The sequence below is a fragment of the Microcystis aeruginosa NIES-843 genome (assembly GCF_000010625.1).
GTDB classification, from domain to species: Bacteria; Cyanobacteriota; Cyanobacteriia; order Cyanobacteriales; family Microcystaceae; genus Microcystis; species Microcystis aeruginosa.
The window spans coordinates 4,452,535-4,474,179 of sequence record NC_010296.1; the positions used below are offsets into that span (position 1 = coordinate 4,452,535).

Genomic DNA, 21,645 nt, shown 5'->3' on the forward strand with positions numbered 1-21,645 from the left:
GGAATTATTACTCCCATCGAGAGCTATTCTGAATTGTAAGTTATAACTATTATAATCTCATTTCTCTTTGTGATCAAGTTCAGGATTTTCTAGTTTTTGACTGCTATAAGCATTAATACTCATTGCATAAGTGAGATGCTCCCGGTTAAATTAAAACTATCCATTGACATTCAAGGAGAGAATTTCCGATGTCTTATCAGCTTATTTCGGAGTTATTGGCGAAATATTTTCATCAGATTAAACAAGTTTTGACCCAAAAATCCCTAATAGTGCTTCTTTTAGTTTGGACTCCTATACTTTTTCTCCAAACAGGGATAATGCAATATCTGGATGCTCAAAAATTGCCCCTTGCTAATTCTCCTGAAATTTCCACAAACTATCGTGGAATCAACCCTGGATTATTACCAGTACCTGTAGATCCTGTATCAGAACGAATTAGAGAAAATCTATATTTAGATAATCTAGATATAGAAGAATCTTCGGACAAAGATGAGAACTCTTTGGACTGGTTGATTCCCGTAGCAATCGGAGCAGGTGCGATCGCGTTATGTTTAGCTACTGGCTGTTTAATACCCTAGAGGAGAAAGAATGATGTCTCAAGACCTTAGAAATCAGAAACCTGATGTTGATAATTCTAGCGACATCCGAGTAAAACAGTCTCCAAACGGAGAGTTAAAGCAATTTCTGAAGCAGCCGTTTGGTATAGCTTTAGCAATGATACTCATAGTGCTTTTATCAGGAACAACATTTGTTGTAGGTAAAGCTTCAGTAAGTCGAAGTTTTTGTATTGCGAGCTTTAACTGTCAGGCAAATACCGATAATGATATAGGAGGTAATACATCAGCGAAAGCAGGGAAAAACGGCACAGTTAATATCGAACAACCATCCACACAGCAAAAACCTTCTGAAGATCATTGGACGGAAATAGCAATAGGCGTGGGAGCAATAGCAATAGCCTTGTGGTGGATCGTACTCTTGTAGATGTTTACTGGCATTCTCAACTATTTAACCTTTTGTTGTCAAAGATATGAGTGTAATCAACTTATAGAATGTTTCTAAATTCTTCCGTGTCGAAAAAAGTGAGGAATGCCCCGATGGGATTCGCCAAGCTTTGAATGACATAAGTTTGACGATAAACGAGGGAGAGTTCGTTCTTTTACTAGGACTGAATAGTTCGGGGAAAACTACTGCCCTCAACATAATAACAGGAGTCTATACTCCCTCTGAAGGTCAGGTAGAGCTTTTTGGCAATCAGCTATCAGATAATCTAATCCCAAGGGAAATTAAAGAACGCATGGGAATAGTTTTCTCAAAGGTGGAATTACCTGAACAACTTACTGTAGAAGAAATTATCAGTCTTTTTCAGAGCTATTACTCCAATCCCTTCGGGATAGATGAAGCAATTAAGCTATTCGAGCTTAAAAATTGGCGCAAAACTCTTCTAAAAAATCAGCAAGAACTTAGTCAAGGCAGGAACAAGAGGCTTCTGATTGCTCTAGCTTTATCTGGCAACCCCGATCTATTACTTTTTGATGAGCCAACCGCTAATTTAGACCCACCAGGAAGAAGACTATTTTGGCAACTCATGAGAGATTTATCAAGTCAGGGTAAAACTATCCTAATTTGTATGCCAGAGGAGAATTCTGCTCAAACTGAACAAACAACGTCAACAATTGAAGATCTGTCACGTGCCAGAGAACTGGCGACTAGAATTGGGTTCTTCGGTTTGTGTTATGCAATGGACGGGAGTTATAAGGGATGAAACCATTATATAGAAAGACATTGCTTCGATTTTTGCCAATTGTTTTCAATCTAGAACGAGCTAATCAATTAAGTCTCTTGCCAGATAAGGATTTAGCCGATTTATGCCCCCTGATCGAACCATACCAAGTAACGAAGAACCTAGAATTGTAGAATTCAATAATGGCGAAATAGTGAGTGATACTGTCATTTCATCAATTACTAATCAAGTAGATAGTTTAAGAGAAGTGAATGTATCTCCCCCAAATAAATCATTTGAGATCCTTAAAGAGCAAGTTCGAGTTGAGTTTCTTCAGTTGTGGCGCAAGCCAATGGTGCTGGTTTTTAGTCTGCTGCTGCCTCTATTTATCGTATATATATATAGTAATATGGTCGACAAACAGCTAATTTACCAGCAGTTAATTGCCTATGCGATTTTAGGTCTATTAATCATTTCTATACAAACTTTTGGAACAAAAGTGGCTGAAGAAAAAACCAAGGGTTGGATGAAATTATTGCAAGTCACGCCTCTTCCTCCACCAATATATATAGTGGCTAAAATTATAGTTGCTATATTTATTTCAGGGCTTTGCCTTGCCTTACTCTTCTCCTTTTTTGCCGTAACTTTAGACTTTGACCAACCCTTTTTGACCTGGCTATTTGTTTTCTGTATTTTGATAGTCGGCATGATTCCTTTGAATGCAATGATGCTTGCTTTGGGATACTGGATTGATAAAGATATTTTCGGTTATTTCACTCTGCCGATTATGATAGTGTGGATTGTATCGGGACTGATTTTACCAATAAAAATCTTACCTAAAACTGTACAAAATTTACTTCCTTACCTGCCCATACCTACCTACCACTATGCTCAAATCGCTCTTTGGGCAGGAGGAATACCCAGTGAAAAAGTTCATATTTGGCTAGATTGGCAATGGCTAATCTGGGCTACAGTTGTCTTTGGAATGCTAGCAGCCTGGGGATATCAGCGCAGCCAAATCGATCAGAAACTAACCTGGTTTAGTTTATTAGAGCAAATCAAAAAGAAATTGAGTAAGTTTAGCTTATTAGAGCGATTATTTGCTCGCTTTTAAAGCTACTTTTTACCTAATTCATCTGTTGCTTTACCCATAAAATTGCACATTTTGGTTGAGACAATGTAGAGCTAATGAAAAGATTATTAGTTTTCCAATTGTTATGATTTCCGTCGCTGTGATGCAGTCGGACTTTCTCTTCGTCGACGAATTTTAGACCACATACTGTACATGAATGGTTTTCTCTAATTAAGGTTTTGCTGTTGCTCCATCATAGAGTTTAAAGATCGCCGATCTTGTAGGCTGGGTTGACGCTCAGGAAACCCAACACCCTCGGAAACAAGAGTAAATCTGGTAGGATAGGGATTGGAGAGATTTTCTAGATTTCTGTGAGCGAAACCGTCTATATTGAAACCAGTATCTTAGGCTACCTTACCGCTCGACCGAGCAGAGATATTATTGTGGCGGCTAATATTGAAATAACGAGAGAGTGGTGGAATACACGCCGCGGTGACTTCCAACTCTACTCCTCACAAGCGGTTGTAAAAGAAACCTCACAAGGCGATGTCGCGATCGCGTCTCAACGACTAGAAATTCTCGGTAATCTATCTTTACTCGACTTGAATCAAAATGTACTCGATTTAGCAGAGCGATTTTTGGAACGTAGCAACCTTCCAACAAAAGCTGATGTTGATGCTGTTCATATCGCGGTCGCGACTGTTCACGGCATGGATTATCTGCTGACATGGAATTGCAAGCACATTGCCAATGCTCAAATACAGGGAAAATTGGCGGAGATTAGCCTTGATCTTGGATATCAGTTACCGATTCTTTGTACACCTTATGAACTTCTAGGAGGTTGATTATGTTTCAAGATGAAATTGTCGAAGAGATTCACAGAATTCGTGAAGAGTATTCTCGGTCATTCAATCATGACTTGAAAGCCATCTTTGCTGACTTACAAAAGCAACAAGAGGAAGGCGGCAGAGAAGTTGTAAACTTGTCTCGAAAACACGGTCTAACAACACGTTGGAGCGGACAGAGAAAAGAGGTTGGTGACGATGCAACAGAAATTAGCCGCCGCTCAACTTAGCCGTTAGGCGGGATTACATCAAAGGAAATAATCATGAACAGATTTCATAAATTATTGATAACTACAACTATCATGACTTCTTAGCCGTTAGGCGGGATTACATCAAAGGAAATAATCATGAACAGATTTCATAAATTATTGATAACTAGGGCTTGCTGAATAAATCTAAAAACTTTGTTGGATAAGGCTTTTAGACTTTTTTTCCCTCAAAAAGTGCCTACCATTGGAGTGATCGGGGGTAAAATTCCTGGACTTTTTCCCTGAAAATTAGGTAACTGACTACCTCAAAATCGGTAAAACCCTACACCCTACACCCCACACCCCACACCCTGCCCCCACGAAAAACTTTTTCAGCAGACCCTAACTACAACTATCATGACTTCTGTATTAGCCGGAAATAGCAACTTGGTAATACAAGCACAATCTTCCAATAGACGTGGAAGTTGCCAAAATAATTCCTCTATGAAAACAGCCTACTCCGGGAGCAAGTCAAAGCTGAAGAACAAATAAACTACTTGACAAAAGCATCAATTGGGTATGGGATAGAGAAAAGAGTAGGGAAAAGACAAAAATGACTCCAGAGCAACAACAAGAACTTAACCAACATATTCAAGCGATAGCCAAGATTCTTCATCAGGAAGCTGAGGCTGAAAAAATTCAAACTTTAGAGGGAATAGAGACGACAATAAGAGAACAGACCTGAAAATATATAACTCCGAAACTAGGATTTTTTTTGGTCACAAAAACGACAGGAACTCAAGCCGGGAGACCGAGAAAAATAAAAAGCATCATCGGAGAATTATGCCTGACAGAAAAACAAGCAATCCGTTTAAATATTCCTCGTAATAACCAAATTAGTCCTTACTTAGAACGCTGTTGTTTAAGAGCTAGTGCCAATGTTTCTTATGAAAATGCCGCCAGAGATATTCAATTTTATATAGGGATGAAGGTCTCGGCTAGGACTCAACAACGATTAGTCCATCGCCACCAATTTGCCGAAGAAGAATCAGGAAACCCCGTTCAAGAAATTAGTCTAGATGGAGGAAAAGTGCGCTTAAGAACCGAAACTAAGGGAGAGGCTTGTATCTGGAAAGATTATCAAGCAATCTGTGTTGATACTTTCCTAAGAAAAGCTTGGTTTGGAGAGAATGAATCGTTAATATATTGGGTTAATCAACAACCTTTATCTGACCCCCTTACCTGTTTGGGAGACGGACATCCCGGTATTGGGAAAATTGTGAAAAACTGGGATTGTCCAGGAGAAAAAAGAGAAATACTTGACTGGTTTCATTTGGTAGAAAATCTTCATAAAGTCGGCGGTTCAGTGAAGAGATTGAAAAAAGCAGCAAGTTTATTATGGCAGGGCAAAATTGAGGAAACAATAGCATTAATCTCTCCTTTAAAAAACGAACGAGCTGAAAATTTCTGTCGTTATTTAGAGATTCATCGTCATCGAATTGTTAATTATAATTACTATCAACAAGAAGAGATTTGCTCTATTGCTTCGGGAGCCGTTGAATCCACGGTTAAACAGATTGACCGACGACTGAAAATTTCTGGAGCCCAGTGGAATGAAGAAAATATCCCTCAAGTGCTTAAACACCGCTGTGCTTACCTAAATAACAGTCTTTAGCTATTGAATAGTATTTATGTTCTGACAAAACTGACTTGCTCCCGCCTACTCCAGTGGTTGGTCGGCAGGTTTTAATGGAGGTACACACAACAATACATCAGAAAATGAACGCAGTCGTAACTGCTATGATTGGGGTTATACGGATGGTAAAATCGAAAAATCTAAACTGGATATGCAAAGAATGCGTAATGAATCGTATATATATCGGATGTGCCTCAGTACTCGAATTTTAGATCCTAGCATTCAGTGTCAGCAACCTCGTTTTTAGTGCGATCGCTGATCGCCGTAGGCTGGGTTGACGGCAGGAAACCCAGCATTGCTTTTCTCTATCAACACTAACCAAAAGCACGATCCCACCCAAAACACATCGACCCTTATTAGAAGCGGATAATTTCGATCGTGCATCGCGATCGTTGAAAACAGACATCAAATTCTCGAAAAAAGTTCGTTTGCCCAAGAATTAAGGGTATCTGAGAAGTTTTTGCCCAAGCAAAGGCTAGACGAACAGGTTCCAAATTCCCAATTTGAACATACACAAATAACCCTCGTGCTTCAACCCTTGCAAGATTTCCGGCCAATGGCAAGCGGACAGTTTGTTCCTCCCAAATTGCACCCAATTGCGGCCCGATGTCGTAAGGTAATAGATTGACCGTAGATCCGGTATCCAGCAGGGCATTCGCAGAAACAGAAAGGCCTGCATGACTCAGAGTGATGGGAATCGTGGGTAATGCTTCATCGTCGGAAAGGGGAAATTCGACTGTACTAGGCATGGGTAGATGCCTCTCCGTCATCCTGAATCATATGCATCAGAATATTGGCGGCTTCCGTGGCATCGTAGGGCGACCAAATCGGATACTCTGATGCGGAAAAGATAACCTGTAGTTCAGCATCCGGGATTTGTGCAGCTAGGAGTTTGAAGAGTGATAATTTGTCTGTCTGGCTCAGATTGTTGACCAGAAGAATTAACTCAGTGAGTGACATGGCTTAAACTTCTAGATATGCGAGAATAAATTGATCATAAGCGATCTGTGAGGTACGGTCTAACAATCCCGTTGCACACCGACCGTATCAGGTTGGTCGGTGCTGAGTAACAAGAACCACATCATGTCCAGCATCAATTAGAAATCTCGCAGTGATTGCGTAAACGTCTTGATCGAGAAGAAATTTCATTATTAAGCCGACACAAGTTTAATGTCTTCAGCCGCTACTAAAGCGATAGCATATTGCAGACAAGCACGAATGTCTTCAATTTGTAAATCAGGGTAATAATCCTGAATAATTATACTGAAAGAGAGTCCCTCATTTAGCAACTCAAGAACACTCTGCACAGTGATGCGCGTCCCTTCTATGCAGGGCTTCCCAAAATGAATTTGAGGGTTAACAGAAATTTTATACATTGTTGTCACCTAGTCGTAAGATGCCCTTATTTTAGATCACATTGCACAAAAACAGCCGTATAACAAGTCGCTGCACCAGAACGCCGTCACTTGGTTGGTTGAGTGCGATGCCGAAGGCACTGCGTAGCAGCACGCCGATCTTGTAGGGTGCGTTAATGAAATGTAACGGTGCGATTCGTTTCTAGGGGAATAAATAGCCTAGAGTAGCCTGTAGGTTGAACTTCGGCCGTGAGCCTTTGCCGAACGGTTGACGCAAGGAAACCCAACCATATCAAGTTTGCTGTGAGGTTCCGCTGTTGCTACAATTTGATCCCACATCCATAATTCTATCAAGCTAAAATGGAGTGCTATCTAGAAGGAACTTATGATGAAATACAAAATTGTCCTTTATCGTTCTGAAGAAGGAATTACTGTTGGCGTTCCTGCGCTCCCCGGTTGTTGGTCCGAGGGAGATACTGAGGAAGAGGCATTAACCAATATCCAAGATGCAATTCGTGAGTATCTTGCAGCCTTAGAAGAACGCTTGCAAGATGGGGAAATTCGTGAAATTGAAATGCAGGTGTAACTATGCCTAGAATTCCTGGCGTAAATCACCTAGATGCAGTACGAGCCTTGGAGAAGGTAGGCTTTCGGATCATTCGCCAAGGCAAACATATCATCATGAGTGATGGGGTGCGTCAAGTTGCTCTTCCAAGGCACAATCCAATTAAGGCATTTACAATGGGTGGAATTGTTCAAGATGCTGGTTTGACAGTCGCAGAATTTCGTCAACTATTATGAGTGCGATGCCAAAGGCACTGCGTAGCAGATCGCCTCGCCCGTAGGTTGGATTGACGCAAGGAAACCCAACATCAATCAACTCATAACAGAGTGCGATGCCGAAGGCACTGCGTAGCAGCACGCCGATCTTGTAGGGTGCGTTAACGAAGTGAACGCACCTTATCTAATGTTCAAAATCCGTGGGTTACGCTAACGCTAACACAGGCTACATCATATCGATCGCCAAGATTAAGTGATTGCCAAAGCGATCGGGTATAACACAACGTTGCACCTGACTTAATAAAGCAACGGCTTTCTAAACCTATGACCATCCGGTTCTACGACTATAAATGCTCCTGCTAGTTCCACTTCGGAGTAATTTTTGATGATTCGCGCTAATTCCCCATGAACTGCATTAACTGTCGTGGGTAATACCCGAAGGTAAATATACTTTGCACGGCTACAACTTGCATTTTTTACTCAAGGACAATAATATAGTTTAAGAGTCATAATTAGAAGCAAAGCACTCATTAAAAACATGATTAACCTAGAATTCACGGAAGAAGAAAAGAACTCACTGTCTTAGGAAAGATTTCATCATCCCCATCCCCGGGTTCAACTGAAGATGGAAGTTCTCTGGTTAAAGAGCCAAAAGATACCGCACAAAAAAATTTGTCAGTTAGCAGGAATCTCGCCAAATACCTTATTAACCTATCTTCGAGATTATGAAGAAGGCGGAATAGAAAAATTAAAAGAAATCAACTTCTATCGCCCTAAAAGTGAATTAGAGTCTCAAAAAGAAACGCTCAAAAAATACTTCGATAAAAATCCACCAGCCACAATAAATGAAGCTGTATATAGGATAGAAGAATTGACGGGAATAAAACGAAGTCCTACCCAAGTGAGAAAATTTTTAAAATCAATGGGAATGAAATGTTTAAAAGTAGGTTCTCTTCCTTCTAAAGCTGACCGGGATGAACAAGAGGAATACAAAGAAAAAAAGCTAGAACCCAGACTAAATGAGGCTAAAGAAGGAAAAAGGGCTGTTTTTTTTGGTTCTTCGTTACTTGGTATGGTTCGATAGGGTGGCATAAATCGACTAAATCCTTATCTGGCAAAAGATTTAATTGATTAGTTCGCTCTAGATCAAAAACAATTGACAAAAATCGCTAAATGCCTTTCTCTATAAGGGTTCCATCCCTTATAACCCTCGTCCATTGCATAACACAAACCGAAGAGCCTTTTTTTTGTTGATGCCGCTCACTTCGTCATGGGAGCATTTCTCGGTTTTGTTTGGTGTTTTGAGAGACTTTTTGTTAATACCAAATTTCTAAATCCATGACAGACATCCACGCTCGAATGCTTGCCAAGCCTGTATTCGTTGTGACGCGAATAAAGAAAAATGGTATAAGTCACCGAGCGGGCGTAAACGCTTCAATGTTTTAGGAGCATTAAATGCAATAACTCATGAAGTTATTCTGGTTACGAATGACACTTATATTACAGCAACTCAAGTCTGTGAACTCCGGTCAAAAATAGCTGCTTTAGGACTAATGATTCCCATCACTCTCGTATTAGATAATGCCCGCTATCAGAAATGTAAAATTGTTAAAAAATTGGCTCTTTCTTTGTCAATAGAGCTACTCTATCTACCGTCTTATTCGCCTAATCTAAATTTAATTGAAAGGCTGTGGAAATTTGTCAAAAAGAAATGTTTATATGGTAAATATTATGAAAACTTTTCTGACTTTTCTTCAGCCATTTATGAATGTCTGAATGATGCCAATCTGAAACATAAAAAAGAACTGTATTCCTTGCTGACTCTCCGATTTCAGAAGTTTAATAAATCTCAGATTATGAACGTCTAAAGTATAGTCTCCCTTTGATTCTTTTAATTATTGTGGTCGGGGAATAACTAGGGTCTGATTCCAAAAATAAATGAATATGATCTGGCATTATTTCTAATGCGTTCTCGCGTAGCGAGCGCGTTCTCGCGTAGCGAGCGCGTTGCGACCAACCTCCAGTTATTTTCTTTGCACAGGTCAAAAATAATCGACTGCGCTCTTAACTTAATGTCCCCTTTTAATACCGCTTTTCTCCGTTTTGGACACCAGACAAAGTGATAGTTAAGTAGTGTTACCGAATGAGGATTTCTTCTATAATCTTCCATCTACCCTTGACAAATAGTGTATTTCCAACATATCCTATATACAGGAGGTAAGTCAAGATGTACGGAGTTCAAGAAGTTCTCATCCATACAGACAGCGAGATAAGGGCTGTCTTAGAGTTTGTCTGTGAAGAAGCTAACAAGCTGGCTAATTGTGGTATTTATTATTGTCGGCAAATGCTTTTTAAGGCAGGGCGATATATCGGTAAATATGACCTTGATTCTCAGTTGAAAAATAACCCTCATTTTCGAGCCATGCGGTCATGTTGCGCTCAACAATTGCTACATGATGTTGCTGAATCTTTTTCTTCCTATAAAGGGCTTTTAGGTCTTTGGAATAAAGGGCAATTACCTAATAAGCCTAGACCACCTAAATATCGAAAGAAAGGGGGGATGGCAGTAGTAACCTATACGGCAAGATATGTGAAGTTAACCGAAAAAGGGTTAAGGTTTTCGTTGGGGGATCAGGTAAAAGCTTGGTTCGGGATTGATAGTTTTTATCTGCCAATGCCGTCTAATTTGAGGTTTGAAGACATTAAAGAGTTTCGGATCGTTCCTAGAAATCTTAGTTTTTATCTTGAGTGTGTTTATAAGCAACCCGATCAAGAGAAAGTTAAGCCTAATAACACTGTACTAGGAATAGATCACGGATTGGGTAACTGGTTAACCTGCGTTTCTAACACGGGAAAGTCTTTTATCTTTGACGGAAAAAAGGCTAAGTCTCAAAATCAATGGCATAACAAGCGAGTTGCTCAAATTAAGACTGGTAAGCCGCCGGGTTACTGGGATGATGAATTAGCTAAAATAACCGAAAGGCGTAACCGACAGATGAGAGACGCTACCAATAAAGCTGCTCGTTTTATTATCAATTGGTGTCTCGGCAATGACATTTATACTGTCGTTTTTGGAGGGAATCAGCGACAAAAAGACTCGATTGAGTTAGGAAAGAAAGTTAATCAGGAATTTGTTAGTATTCCCACAGCGAAGCTTAAAAATCGCATTTGTCAATTGTGTGAAAAGTACGGGATTAAATTCGTTGAGACTGAGGAAAGCTACACCTCAAAGGCTTCTTTTTTAGATGGTGATTCGCTACCTAAATTCGGTGAGAAACCCGGTTCTTCGTTACTTGGTATGGTTCAATAGGGGGGCATAAATCGACTAAATCCTTATCTGGCAAGAGACTTAATTGATTAGTTCGCTCTAGATCGAAAACAATTGACATAAATCCCCGAATGTCTTTCTATATAAGAGTTTCATTCCTTGTAACCCTGTCCGTTGCATAAGACAAACCGAAGAACCAGAAACCCGAAGGGTGGCAGTCATCAGGTAAAAGAATTAAAAGAGGTTTGTTTAAAGCTTTTAGTGGTCAATTAATTAATGCTGATTGCAACGGTGCGGCCAATATCATTAAAAAAGTAGCCACACAGCTAGGGGTTTCTCTAGATAAGGTGGGTAGGGCATCTTTGACAGTGCCACAACGATATAAATTGGATAGCCTTTCTAAAATAGATCGTAATCGAATAGAAGCGCGGTTTCAACCCGCTTCTATTCACCGATTAGAATCCCCGTCTTTTTAAAGCGGGGAGATGTCAACCCTGGCAATTTCCCTAGGATGTCCTTGTAATCGCATTAAGCGAACCCACCAGTAGCGACAGGAGCGCGTCAGACGATTAATTAGGCTATTTTCTTTATTTCTCGCTTTTAATGACCGTGAGCGCATATTTTCGGGCATAAATGCTGACAAAATTGATACCGACTTCAATTTTAGCAAGGAGTGATTAAGAGATGTTAAACACAGGGGATACGATCGCCGCCATCGCTACGGCGATCGTTCCGGAACAGGGTAGCATCGGTATTGTCCGTTTATCCGGTAGTGAAGCAGTGGCGATCGCTCGTCGGCTTTTCCATAGCCCCAATCGTCAAAAATGGCAAAGTCATCGTCTTCTCTACGGTTATATCCGGCATCCCCAAAGTCAAGCAATTATCGATGAAGCTTTGCTGTTGCTCATGTTAGCGCCCCGCTCTTTCACCCGCGAGGATGTGGTGGAATTTCACTGTCATGGCGGCATTATGCCCGTACAACAGGTGTTACAGTTATGTCTAGAAAATGGGGCGCGTTTGGCACAAGCGGGGGAATTTAGCCTGCGTGCCTTTCTCAACGGCAGAATTGACCTAACTCAAGCCGAAAGCGTCGTCGATCTCGTTGGGGCGCGTTCTCCCCAAGCGGCACAATTTGCCCTCGCTGGTTTACAGGGGAAACTCGCTCAACCGATCCGCCATTTGCGCGCCACCTGTCTCGATATTTTGGCTGAAATTGAGGCCCGTATTGACTTTGAAGAAGATTTACCGCCCTTGGATCACGCGGCGGTTCTCCATAGCATAGAACAGGTTTTTTGTCAAGTAAATTTAATTTTGGCCACCGCCGAGCGCGGGGAATTGCTGCGTAGTGGTCTGAAAGTGGCGATCGTGGGGCGGCCGAATGTGGGTAAATCCAGTTTGTTAAATGCTTGGAGTCGGAGCGATCGAGCGATTGTCACCGATTTACCCGGCACTACCCGCGATATTGTCGAATCTCAGCTAGTTGTGGCGGGAATCCCCGTACAAGTCCTCGATACGGCAGGAATTCGCTCGGCCAGCGATCGAGTCGAACAAATTGGGGTGGAACGTTCCCGTCAAACGGCCCGGTCTGCTGATTTAGTTCTCTTAACCGTCTCCGCAGAGTCAGGATGGACCCAGGAAGACGAGGAAATTTATCGCTCTGTCAGCGATCGCCGATTAATTTTAGTGATTAATAAAATTGATTTGGCTAATCCAGAAACAGTAATTTACCCAGCAGAAATTAAGCGCGTTGTCAAGCTATCCGCCGCCCAAAATCAGGGTATTGAAGACTTAGAAAAAAGTCTTATTAATGCTGTCCAAAATCAAGAATTACAGGCGGCTAATTTAGATTTAGCCATTAATCAACGACAAGCGGCCGCTTTAACTAGGGCGAAAATTGCTTTGCAACAGGTCAAAAAAACAATTGACCAAAATTTACCTTTTGATTTTTGGTCGATCGATCTGCGTACTGCCATTCAATCCTTAGGAGAAATTACCGGCGAAGAAGTGACTGAATCGGTACTTGATCGCATTTTTAGCCGTTTTTGTATTGGTAAATAAGCAATGAGGAAATCCAGTCAAACAGAAACAAGGTTTTATCCTTTTGTGTTCGGTTAACTGTAGTCTTGTTGAGAATTAGAGAACTCAGATATTACTGGAAAAAAATACTTTCCAAGCAGCCGTAATAATGGCACTTCCCAAAAGGATGATTAATGTCCAGACCTGATTTTTTTGGGTTCCCTCTACTGATCTGAGCCGATTGTCGATGCCTTCAATTTTCCCGTCTAACACTTTAATATCCCCTTTGAGATCGGCTATTCCTATTTCTACTTTTGTCAAGCGCTCATCAATCTTATCGAATTTTTGACTAACTTCCTTGATACTGTCTTTAATTTCTTTAAGGACGACATCCAGGGAATAAGTGACAGTTTCGTTAGACATTGGCTAAACTCCTATACTGCATCTGGTTGGATATAATTTTATCTTAGTCTAGGCTTTAAGAAAATTTTCTTTCAGGAGCGATTAACTGTAGTCTTGTTGAGAATTAGAGAACTCAGATATTACTGGAAAAAAATACTTTCCACCCAGCCGTAATAATGGCACTTCCCAAAAGGATAATTAATGTCCAGACCTGATTTTTTTGGGTTCCTTCCACTGATTTTAGCCGATTGTCGATGCCTTCGATTTTCTCGTCTAACACTTTAATATCACCTTTGAGATCAGTTACTCCTATTTCTAGTTTGGTTAACCGATCTTCTACCTTGTCAAATCTTTCGTTAACCCGCTTCTCAAGCGAGTCGATCTTTCCCTCAATCCTTGTGAGGACAGCTTCTAGGGAATAAGTAACAGTTTCGTTAGACATTTGGTAAACTCCTATACTGCATCCGGTTGGATATAATTTTATCTTAAGTCTAGGCTTTAAGAAAATTTTCTTTCAGGAGCGGTTAACTGTAGTCTTGTTGAGAATTAGAAAGATCAGATATTACTGGAAAAAAATACTTTCCATCCGGCCGTAAAAATGGCACTCCCCAAAAGGATAATTAATGTCCAGACCTGATTTTTTTGGGTTCCCTCTACCGATATTAGCCGATTGTCGATGCCTTCGATTTTCTCGTCTAACACTTTAATATCCCCTTTGAGATCGGTTAATCCTATTTCTACTTTTGTCAAGCGCTCATCAATCTTATCGATCTTTCCCTCAATCCTTGTGAGGACAGCTTCTAGGGAATAAGTAACAGTTTCGTTAGACATTGGCTAAACTCCTATACTGCATCCGGTTGGATATAATTTTATCTTAAGTCTAGGCTTTAAGAAAATTTTCTTTCAGGAGCGGTTAACTGTAGTCTTGTTGAGAATTAGAAAGATCAGATATTACTGGAAAAAAATACTTTCCATCCGGCCGTAAAAATGGCACTCCCCAAAAGGATAATTAATGTCCAGACCTGATTTTTTTGGGTTCCCTCTACCGATATTAGCCGATTGTCGATGCCTTCGATTTTCTCGTCTAACACTTTAATATCCCCTTTGAGATCGGTTAATCCTATTTCTACTTTTGTCAAGCGCTCATCAATCTTATCGATCTTTCCCTCAATCCTGGTTAGGACAGCTTCTAGGGAATAAGTAACAGTTTCGTTAGACATTGGCTAAACTCCTATACTGCATCTGGTTGGATATAATTTTATCTTAAGTCTAGGCTTTTTGGCATTCCTTACCCCACAGTTAACTTCACTTCTGTCCAACCACTGAGATAGTGTTAGGTGAAAACTTCGCTACTTTCTTGTCACTGATTAGCGGTTACTGTTCATTCTCTGCGAAAAAACCCTAACCCCTAACACCGATAACCCTAACCCCAAATTTTTTCGGGAACTTCCTAACATCCCATTCATCTTAAAGCCTAGATTCCGCCTGGAAAAAGGAGGAAATCCAGAGGAGTTTCCGGCTTTTTTCCTAGCCCTCTCGGTTTTCTTTTGGTTTGACACTCCCATCGCACTCATGCGAGGGATTCTTCGTTCACAGGGAGATGCCTTGCAAAAGCAGTGCCTTTACTTGGTCTTACTCTCCCTCCAGAAGCAGTAGCGGTATGCCCTACCGCCAAAATTCGTAAACCTTCATCCCGAATATTCTTAGCGGCATTGATGTCTCTATCGTGGTTTTCTCCACACTTAGGACATTGCCAACTACGAATATCTAAACTCAAACTATCAACAGGATTTAAACAGTTACTACAAGTCTTAGAGCTAGGAAAGAATCTATCTACTTCTATATAGGGCTTGCTGAATAAATCTAAAAACCTTTTTGGGTAATACTTTCAGACTTTTTGTCAATCAAAAAGTACCAGTTCTGGAAGCGATCGGGGTAAAATTCAGGTACTTTTTCTCTGAAAATTAGGTAATTGACCAGATGAGAATCGGTAAAAACCTACACCCCACACCCCACACCCCACACCCCACACCCTGTCCCTACGAAAAACTTTTTCAGCAGACCCTATATAGATTTTTCCTTCCCATTCAGCCTTGTATTTTAACATAGTACAGAATTGACCCCAACCAGCATCACTAATTGATTTTGCTAGTTTAGGGTTTTTGACCATGTTTCTGACTGCCAGATTTTCCACCACTATGACTTGGTTTTCGTCAACTAATTTACGACTTAGTTTGTGCAGAAAATCTTCACGACAACGAACGATTTTAGAGTTAACTTTAGCAACTTTAACTCTAGCTTTATTTCGATTCTTAGAGCCTTTTTGCTGGCGGCTTAGTTTCTTTTGTCTCCTCGCTAATCTTTGTTCGTACTTACGATAGTATTGAGGATTCCCGTGTTTAGTCCCATCTGATGTAATAGCAAAATGGGTTAGTCCAACATCTATCCCGACAGCTTTTCCTTCTGATGATTTTTGGGGTAAATCCTTGCCATCATCATAGAGACAAGATGCGAAATATTCTCCTGATGGATTAACTGAAACCGTAACAGACTTTAAGTCTCCCTCTGGTTGCCGTGAAACTTGGCAATAGACTTCACCAATTTTAGGTAATACCAAAACATCATCTTTTAACTTACAGTGTTGAGGAAATCTAATCGACTGCCTATTTTGCTTTTTCTTGAAGTTAGGATATTTAGCTCTACCTTCAAAAAAGTTAAGGAAAGCACTAGAAAGATTTAAAGCAGCTTGTTGTAATACCTGCGACGGTGCTTCGCTTAACCACTCATGCTCTTTTTTTAAGGAAGGCAGCAGCTTAATTATTTCGTCTCTGCTTAATCCTTTTCCAGTTTGCTTGTAAGTTTCGGATGTTAAGTTTAGAGCGTAATTGTAAAACCATCTAGCACAGCCAAACGACTTGGCAAGCAAAACTGATTGCTCACTGGTCGGTTGCCCTAAGCCAGATATGTCACCATTCTGGCTCGGCTTCAAAACGGTGCGTGAGACTTTCACCTCACACCGCTCCTCTCTCCAATGGCTCTTTGTCATGAGTACCAGTTTTATCTAATGCAGTTTTAGAATCGTGGCAATGTCGATGGAGTAACTGTTTATTATCTCGATTGTTTTTACCCCCTTTTGATTTAGGGATAATGTGGTCGGTTTCGAGTATGTCTCCATCTTGGAAATATAGTCCACAATATGCACAACGTCCTTGCTGTCTTTTGAGTAGAACAGCTTTTTCTGGTGGCATTTCTGGGTGTTTACCCATTCGACTACTCCAATATATTAAATCCCCATCATAGGGACTTTTATCCCCTTTCACCTTGACGTATCTTACGATTTTTGTATCTAGGTGTCTTGCCAGTTTGAAGGGGTTTTTACCTTCTCTTGTGCTGAATACCCAATTATCTTTTCCCTCAGTATGCCAATATTTACGCATTATCCAAGTTTTGTTTTTCATTGGGTGTCGTCTGTCTGCCCATCTTTTGAGTTTTTCAAAGAAGTAGTAATCACAATCTGTGAATGTTTTTGAGCTTACTACTGATGAATAGTAATTGCTCCATCCTCTAATGATTGGATTGAGTCGTTTGATTAAGGCATCCTGTGGGGATGACTTCTGACTATTTACTACTTCTCCCAATTTCTTTAGATGGGACTTGACTTTTTCAGCACTAGGCTTGATTAGGTTTTTAAAACCTAGTTTGACTCCTTTACTACTTTTTGCCCCGTGATGTTTTCCGACTTGGTATTGCCTGATGTTGAATCCGAGAAAATCAAATCCAACGTAATCATCATAAGTTTCAAGAGTATGGGATATTCTTGTTTTACTAGGCTTCAGTTCTAGCCCCATTTCTGCTAACCATTGTTTAATGATTTCCTGACATTCCTTTATTACCTTTAAATCTTCGTGCAGGATAACAAAATCATCTGCATATCTGATTAGGGTTAAGGCTTGTTCATTTTTGGATTTATTGCCTTTCAGAGTTCTTGCATATTGCTTAACTCTTTCTTCCATGCCGTGTAAGGCTATGTTAGCTAGTAAAGGGGAGATTACACCTCCCTGTGGTGTGCCTTCATTGGTAGGGAATAGGTTTTTTCCATCCATGACTCCACTCTTTAGCCATGCTTTGATTTGTTGTCTTAGCTTGGGGTAAGTTTGAAGTTTTGTCAGTAGTTTCTGGTGGTTTATTTGATCAAAGCATTTACTTATGTCCGCATCTAGCACATATTTGGGCTTTTTGTTGATGCTTATGTAGATTGCTCCGATTGCGTCATGGGCTGAACGTGCTGGTCTAAATCCATAACTGTTAGGTTCAAATTTTGCTTCCCATTCGGGTTCTAATGCCAGTTTTACTAAGGCTTGTAATGCCCGTTCGTACATGGTGGGAATCCCTAGAGGTCGCTTTTCATCCGTATTGGGTTTTGGTATCCATACTCTACGAGTTGCTTTTGATTTATTGCCAAGTTTTAGATTATTGACAAGTGCCATTCTTTGTTTGGGTGTTAAGGATTTTATCCCATCTACCCCGGCGGTTTTCTTGCCTTGATTATCTTGGCTAACCCGTCTGACGGCTATCAGTTTGGCGTACCAGCTTTTTAGGAGTAGCCTTTGTAATTTGTGGACTAATTTGACATCACCCCGTTGACTGGCTTTGAATATTCTTTTTGGTAACTTAAAAACACATCTTTCAGCTTTTCGCCAGTTGATGTCCTTCCATTCATACATCGGTTTTGTTGCCGTGTTCATAACTTTTTCATTACTACTTAAGACCATTCATTCCATTGAACAGTGTGTACGTCAGCATATCCTTATCTATTACAGATAGGCGTTGGCTTCTTACACAATCCTTTCCTATATGAGTCTTACGCTGGTTACTACTTAGATTTCGACCTATCTAAGAGATTCATAAGGATTACTTCGTTCCCAACCACCGTATTCCTAACTTTAGTGTCTTCCTCTATACCGAAGCTGTGTAGATGATTCTGGTTGAACTCTATCTTTTCCCAGTACGTTAGCTTGTTAACATTTTGTTGCCAGCCAATAATCTGTGTAGGCTAGGTTTCAGTGACGATACTTCTGACGGAAGTTCTTATTCATACACATAGTTAGATGCTAGACAGGTTTTGATGTCAGATTCATCTTTACTGCCATTTAACCCCGCTTTTCCCCTTTTGATGACCGTTCTCCACAGGAAGGGGTTATGCTGTCACTCCATCATCTGGAGGGAAGGACTTTCACCTTCACGGTTATTGAGTTATCAAGGTTCTCAACCTTGTCCTACCCACGTCTGTTAGACTTTTGGTAGGAACGAGTCGCACGATAGATTCTGTACTTAAACGCTTTTAATATCTTGTTTACCAAACTAAATTTACTATGGTAAGCTATGCAAGGCTAAATTGTCAAGGATTTAATCGTGCTTCGCTGTTTTATATTGGTCGGGGTTTCATCCTGTCAGTACGAGGGTCTTCACCCCGACATCTGTGATAAATTGGGTTATGTGTGCAAAGGAGTGAGCGAGTGGTGTTTAGCATCGAACCAAAAATTATCAATCCGCCCAAAAACCGTCATGATTATCAATTGTCGGAAGCAATTCGCTATCGTGCTTGGGTAGAGATTGATCGCTCGGCCTTACAACAAAACGTGCGAAAAGTCAAGGCCTTATTAGCCCCAAAAACGGAATTAATAGCGGTAATTAAAGCCGATGCTTACGGACACGGGGCAGTTAAGGTGGCTAACAGCGTTTTAGAAGCTGGAGCGCAATCTTTAGCCATCGCGACTATCGGGGAAGGTATCGAACTACGGGAAGCGGGAATCGTTGCCCCAATTATGATTTTAGGGGCAGTGAACACCCCGGAAGAAGTGGCAGCCTTAGCCCATTGGCAATTGCAACCCACCCTGGTGCAAATCGAACAGGTGCAAATTTTTGCCAGCGTGATGAGACGCTTAGAGCAGCGGCTGCCGGTTCATATCAAACTAGATACGGGGATGTCTCGCTTAGGTACACAATGGCAAAACGGCACAAAATTCGTCGAACAGGTTTTAGAGGCTCCTAACCTGAAAATTGCCAGTATATACTCGCATTTTGCCACGGCTGACGATCCCAACCCCGAAATCATGCAGTTACAACGGCAAAGATTCCAACAAGCGATCGCCGAGTTAAGATCAAAAGGTTATCATCCCCCCTGTCTGCATTTAGCCAACTCTGCCGCTACCCTAAGCGATCGATCTCTGCACTACGATCGAGTTAGAGTGGGATTAGCTCTCTACGGTCTTTATCCCGCCGATCATCTCACCGATAAAGTCCCTTTGCAACCCGTCCTGCAAGTAAAAGCGCGCATTGCCCAAGTCAAAACCATTGCCGCCGGCTCCGGAGTGAGTTATGGTCATCAGTACATAGCGGCAAAAGACACCCGTATTGCTGTGGTCGGTATCGGTTACGCTGATGGAATTCCCCGCAATCTCTCCAATCGTTTAAAAGTATCCCTGAGAGGACGTTTAGTACCCCAAATCGGCGCAATAACCATGGATCAGTTAATGATTGACGTGAGCGAGATTCCAGAGGTAAAAACAGGGGAAATCGTCACACTTATCGGTAAAGATGGCCCACAGTGCATTACCGCCGACGATTGGGCGCGGGATTTAGGTACGATATCCTGGGAAATTCTCTGCGGTTTTAAGCATCGTTTGCCGCGAATTATTATTAGCAACGGCTAATTATGGCGGTGATCTTAAAAAATGTCAATTGGCGGCAATTCTTATTGTTAACTGACTGGTGAGATCTGTAATTAATTTTGCCTAGATACTTGCCTTGGTCAAGTGCGATCGCTGATTGCTGGGCTAGATGAGGGGATGAATTCTCCGGTGCTTTAGGTTAAAATAAACAGGGTTAATCGACGGCAACTGATCAGTTTTACCCTAGAGGCAGCGATGACTATAAGCAAAGATCTACCCTTACCCCCCGGCAGTTTCGGATTACCCCTATTAGGAGAAACAATCGCTTTTTTGACCGATGGGGATTTTGCCAGTAAACGTCATAATAAATATGGTCAACTTTTCCGTACTCATATTTTTGGCAGTCCCACGATTATTTTATCCGGTGCCGAAGCTAACCGGTTTCTCCTCAGCAATGAGAATAAATACTTTGCGGCAACTTGGCCCAAAAGTACCAAAACTCTCCTCGGTAGCGCATCTTTAGCGGTGCATACAGGAGATGTTCACGCTTCCCGTCGTCGTTTAATCTATCAAGCTTTTCAACCCCGGTCCCTAGCAAGTTATATCCCTACGGTAGAAACAATTACCGCTCACTATTTAGAGCGTTGGCAAACCGCAACAACCCTGTCATGGTATCCTGAATTAAGAAACTATACTCTCGATATCGCCTGTAAATTATTTGTCGGTCTTGACGATGGTTCTGCTACCAAATTAGGAGAAGCTTTTGATACTTGGTGTGCGGGACTATTTACCCTTCCCATTCCCCTTCCCTGGACAGCTTTCGGCAAAGCATTACGCTGTCGAGAAGAATTACTGGAAGCCATAGAAACTATCATTTTAGAAAGAAAAAAAAATGATGACTTAGGCCAGGATGCTCTGGCTATCCTTTTACAAGCTAAAGACGAAAACGGTCAAAGTTTATCCCTAGCGGAATTAAAGGATCAAGTGCTATTATTACTCTTTGCTGGTCATGAAACTTTAACCTCTGCTATCGCCACTTTCTGCCTACAAATGGCACTGCATCCCGATATTTTTCAGCTTGTCCTTGAGGAAATAACTAATTTTGATCTATCCACTCCTTTAAGCGTTGATACCCTCAAACAGATGACCTATTTAGATCGCGTTTTAAAGGAAGTTTTACGTTTTACTCCCCCCGTGGGAGGAGGATTCCGTCGGGTAATAGAAGACTGTCAATTTAACGGTTATCATTTGCCGAAAGGATGGGTAGTGCAGTATCAAATCAGCAATACCCATAAAGATAATAATATTTATTCCCATCCTGAAACCTTCGATCCCGATCGCTTTTTAGCCGAGGAAAAACCCTACGGATATATCCCTTTTGGTGCGGGATTACGCGAATGTATAGGCAAAGAATTCGCTCGTTTAGAGATGAAAATTTTAGCCGTCCGTTTAGTACAAAAGTACGATTGGCAATTACTCCCCAATCAAGATCTCACCCTCACCTCTATCCCCACTCCTCACCCCCGGGACGGTTTACAAGTTACCTTTAAACCCCGTTAACCGGCTAGGATAAAAAAACTTTTAAAAAAGTTGAGCATTTTTCTCGGAGCCGTGAAATTTATTTCACGGCCT

At 41.1% G+C, this 21,645-nt stretch carries 23 protein-coding genes and 7 pseudogenes; 16 read left to right on the forward strand and 14 right to left on the reverse strand.

Annotated features, from left to right (window positions below; all coding sequences use genetic code 11):
- Positions 1-188 precede the first annotated feature (188 nt).
- From MAE_RS21080 to MAE_RS30600, 7 genes and pseudogenes are all read left to right on the forward strand, one after another.
- Positions 189-578, forward strand: coding sequence for a hypothetical protein (locus tag MAE_RS21080; RefSeq protein ID WP_012267340.1), 390 nt, complete (start codon positions 189-191; stop codon positions 576-578).
- Between the two features lie 13 nt (positions 579-591).
- The gene (locus tag MAE_RS21085; RefSeq protein WP_012267341.1) at positions 592-981 is read left to right on the forward strand and encodes a hypothetical protein; all 390 of its coding nucleotides are present in this window, start codon (positions 592-594) and stop codon (positions 979-981) included.
- A gap of 130 nt (positions 982-1,111) precedes the next feature.
- A complete protein-coding gene (locus MAE_RS21090) occupies positions 1,112-1,762 on the forward strand; it encodes an ABC transporter ATP-binding protein (protein ID WP_012267342.1) in 651 nt (216 codons plus the stop codon).
- A 172-nt stretch (positions 1,763-1,934) separates the two neighbouring features.
- Positions 1,935-2,834 (forward strand): ABC transporter permease, encoded by a 900-nt coding sequence (locus MAE_RS21095; protein WP_080507034.1) that lies wholly within the window; start codon positions 1,935-1,937, stop codon positions 2,832-2,834.
- A 329-nt stretch (positions 2,835-3,163) separates the two neighbouring features.
- Positions 3,164-3,637 (forward strand): type II toxin-antitoxin system VapC family toxin, encoded by a 474-nt coding sequence (locus tag MAE_RS21100; RefSeq protein ID WP_041804250.1) that lies wholly within the window; start codon positions 3,164-3,166, stop codon positions 3,635-3,637.
- Positions 3,638-3,639: 2 nt separating this feature from the next.
- Positions 3,640-3,867 (forward strand): hypothetical protein, encoded by a 228-nt coding sequence (locus MAE_RS21105; RefSeq protein ID WP_012267345.1) that lies wholly within the window; start codon positions 3,640-3,642, stop codon positions 3,865-3,867.
- Positions 3,868-4,438: 571 nt separating this feature from the next.
- Positions 4,439-5,500, forward strand: a pseudogene (locus MAE_RS30600) (ISKra4 family transposase).
- Positions 5,501-5,877: 377 nt separating this feature from the next.
- Here the strand turns inward: MAE_RS30600 and MAE_RS21115 are convergent.
- The 3 genes from MAE_RS21115 to MAE_RS21125 form a co-directional block, all read right to left on the reverse strand.
- Complete coding sequence (locus MAE_RS21115; protein WP_002753443.1) at positions 5,878-6,270, reverse strand: hypothetical protein; 393 nt, start codon at positions 6,268-6,270, stop codon at positions 5,878-5,880.
- Entirely contained in the window at positions 6,263-6,481 is a 219-nt protein-coding gene (locus tag MAE_RS21120; protein ID WP_041804251.1) for a hypothetical protein, read from the reverse strand. The genes MAE_RS21115 and MAE_RS21120 overlap by 8 nt, the downstream gene beginning before the upstream one ends.
- A 191-nt stretch (positions 6,482-6,672) precedes the next feature.
- The gene (locus tag MAE_RS21125; protein ID WP_002753441.1) at positions 6,673-6,897 is read right to left on the reverse strand and encodes a DUF433 domain-containing protein; all 225 of its coding nucleotides are present in this window, start codon (positions 6,895-6,897) and stop codon (positions 6,673-6,675) included.
- 367 nt (positions 6,898-7,264) lie between these two features.
- Here MAE_RS21125 and MAE_RS21130 point away from each other — a divergent pair, with 367 nt between their 5' ends.
- From MAE_RS21130 to MAE_RS21140, 3 genes and pseudogenes are all read left to right on the forward strand, one after another.
- Positions 7,265-7,462, forward strand: a complete 198-nt coding sequence (locus MAE_RS21130) for a type II toxin-antitoxin system HicB family antitoxin (RefSeq protein WP_002738180.1) — start codon at positions 7,265-7,267, stop codon at positions 7,460-7,462.
- Between the two features lie 2 nt (positions 7,463-7,464).
- Positions 7,465-7,677 carry a type II toxin-antitoxin system HicA family toxin gene (locus MAE_RS21135; RefSeq protein ID WP_002776326.1) on the forward strand — a complete coding sequence of 71 codons (213 nt, stop codon included), beginning with the start codon at positions 7,465-7,467 and terminating at the stop codon, positions 7,675-7,677.
- Positions 7,678-8,194: 517 nt separating this feature from the next.
- Positions 8,195-8,704, forward strand: a pseudogene (locus MAE_RS21140) (helix-turn-helix domain-containing protein); the annotation flags it as partial.
- Here the strand turns inward: MAE_RS21140 and MAE_RS35325 are convergent.
- Positions 8,682-8,879, reverse strand: a pseudogene (locus MAE_RS35325) (hypothetical protein). The pseudogenes MAE_RS21140 and MAE_RS35325 sit on opposite strands and share 23 nt — an antisense overlap.
- Positions 8,880-8,899: 20 nt before the next feature.
- On the opposite strand from MAE_RS35325, the pseudogene MAE_RS30605 reads away from it, so the two are divergent.
- Positions 8,900-9,524 (forward strand): annotated as a pseudogene (locus tag MAE_RS30605) (IS630 family transposase); the annotation flags it as partial.
- 7 nt (positions 9,525-9,531) lie between these two features.
- Here MAE_RS30605 and tnpA read toward each other — a convergent pair.
- A pseudogene (gene tnpA / locus MAE_RS30615) lies at positions 9,532-9,826 on the reverse strand (IS200/IS605 family transposase); the annotation flags it as partial.
- A gap of 57 nt (positions 9,827-9,883) precedes the next feature.
- Here tnpA and MAE_RS21150 point away from each other — a divergent pair.
- Complete coding sequence (locus MAE_RS21150; RefSeq protein WP_012267351.1) at positions 9,884-10,966, forward strand: RNA-guided endonuclease InsQ/TnpB family protein; 1,083 nt, start codon at positions 9,884-9,886, stop codon at positions 10,964-10,966.
- Here the strand turns inward: MAE_RS21150 and MAE_RS35890 are convergent.
- Positions 10,917-11,045 (reverse strand): hypothetical protein, encoded by a 129-nt coding sequence (locus MAE_RS35890; RefSeq protein WP_269453941.1) that lies wholly within the window; start codon positions 11,043-11,045, stop codon positions 10,917-10,919. The two genes, MAE_RS21150 and MAE_RS35890, sit on opposite strands and share 50 nt — an antisense overlap.
- A 124-nt stretch (positions 11,046-11,169) precedes the next feature.
- Here MAE_RS35890 and MAE_RS21155 point away from each other — a divergent pair, with 124 nt between their 5' ends.
- Positions 11,170-11,400, forward strand: coding sequence for a hypothetical protein (locus MAE_RS21155; protein ID WP_012267352.1), 231 nt, complete (start codon positions 11,170-11,172; stop codon positions 11,398-11,400).
- A 17-nt stretch (positions 11,401-11,417) separates the two neighbouring features.
- Here the strand turns inward: MAE_RS21155 and MAE_RS35330 are convergent.
- Positions 11,418-11,555: pseudogene (locus MAE_RS35330) on the reverse strand (DUF2062 domain-containing protein); the annotation flags it as partial.
- Positions 11,556-11,608: 53 nt separating this feature from the next.
- Here MAE_RS35330 and mnmE point away from each other — a divergent pair.
- Complete coding sequence (mnmE, locus tag MAE_RS21160; RefSeq protein WP_012267353.1) at positions 11,609-12,982, forward strand: tRNA uridine-5-carboxymethylaminomethyl(34) synthesis GTPase MnmE; 1,374 nt, start codon at positions 11,609-11,611, stop codon at positions 12,980-12,982.
- A gap of 84 nt (positions 12,983-13,066) precedes the next feature.
- On the opposite strand, the gene MAE_RS21165 is transcribed toward mnmE, so the two are convergent.
- From MAE_RS21165 to ltrA, 7 genes and pseudogenes are all read right to left on the reverse strand, one after another.
- Positions 13,067-13,363, reverse strand: a complete 297-nt coding sequence (locus MAE_RS21165) for a hypothetical protein (protein WP_002738090.1) — start codon at positions 13,361-13,363, stop codon at positions 13,067-13,069.
- A gap of 112 nt (positions 13,364-13,475) precedes the next feature.
- Positions 13,476-13,784 carry a DUF4164 family protein gene (locus MAE_RS21170; RefSeq protein ID WP_012267354.1) on the reverse strand — a complete coding sequence of 103 codons (309 nt, stop codon included), beginning with the start codon at positions 13,782-13,784 and terminating at the stop codon, positions 13,476-13,478.
- Positions 13,785-13,897: 113 nt separating this feature from the next.
- The gene (locus tag MAE_RS21175) at positions 13,898-14,173 is read right to left on the reverse strand and encodes a hypothetical protein (RefSeq protein WP_012267355.1); all 276 of its coding nucleotides are present in this window, start codon (positions 14,171-14,173) and stop codon (positions 13,898-13,900) included.
- Between the two features lie 113 nt (positions 14,174-14,286).
- The gene (locus tag MAE_RS21180; RefSeq protein ID WP_012267355.1) at positions 14,287-14,562 is read right to left on the reverse strand and encodes a hypothetical protein; all 276 of its coding nucleotides are present in this window, start codon (positions 14,560-14,562) and stop codon (positions 14,287-14,289) included.
- 350 nt (positions 14,563-14,912) lie between these two features.
- Positions 14,913-15,188: pseudogene (locus tag MAE_RS30620) on the reverse strand (zinc ribbon domain-containing protein); the annotation flags it as partial.
- Between the two features lie 96 nt (positions 15,189-15,284).
- Positions 15,285-16,307, reverse strand: coding sequence for an RNA-guided endonuclease InsQ/TnpB family protein (locus MAE_RS21185; RefSeq protein ID WP_231859807.1), 1,023 nt, complete (start codon positions 16,305-16,307; stop codon positions 15,285-15,287).
- A gap of 46 nt (positions 16,308-16,353) precedes the next feature.
- Positions 16,354-18,114 (reverse strand): group II intron reverse transcriptase/maturase, encoded by a 1,761-nt coding sequence (gene ltrA, locus MAE_RS21190; RefSeq protein ID WP_050766313.1) that lies wholly within the window; start codon positions 18,112-18,114, stop codon positions 16,354-16,356.
- A gap of 744 nt (positions 18,115-18,858) precedes the next feature.
- On the opposite strand from ltrA, the gene alr reads away from it, so the two are divergent.
- On the forward strand, positions 18,859-20,055 hold the full coding sequence (gene alr / locus MAE_RS21195; protein WP_041804252.1) for an alanine racemase: 1,197 nt from the start codon (positions 18,859-18,861) through the stop codon (positions 20,053-20,055).
- A 213-nt stretch (positions 20,056-20,268) separates the two neighbouring features.
- Positions 20,269-21,573 carry a cytochrome P450 gene (locus tag MAE_RS21200; RefSeq protein WP_002797232.1) on the forward strand — a complete coding sequence of 435 codons (1,305 nt, stop codon included), beginning with the start codon at positions 20,269-20,271 and terminating at the stop codon, positions 21,571-21,573.
- Positions 21,574-21,645: the final 72 nt, after the last annotated feature.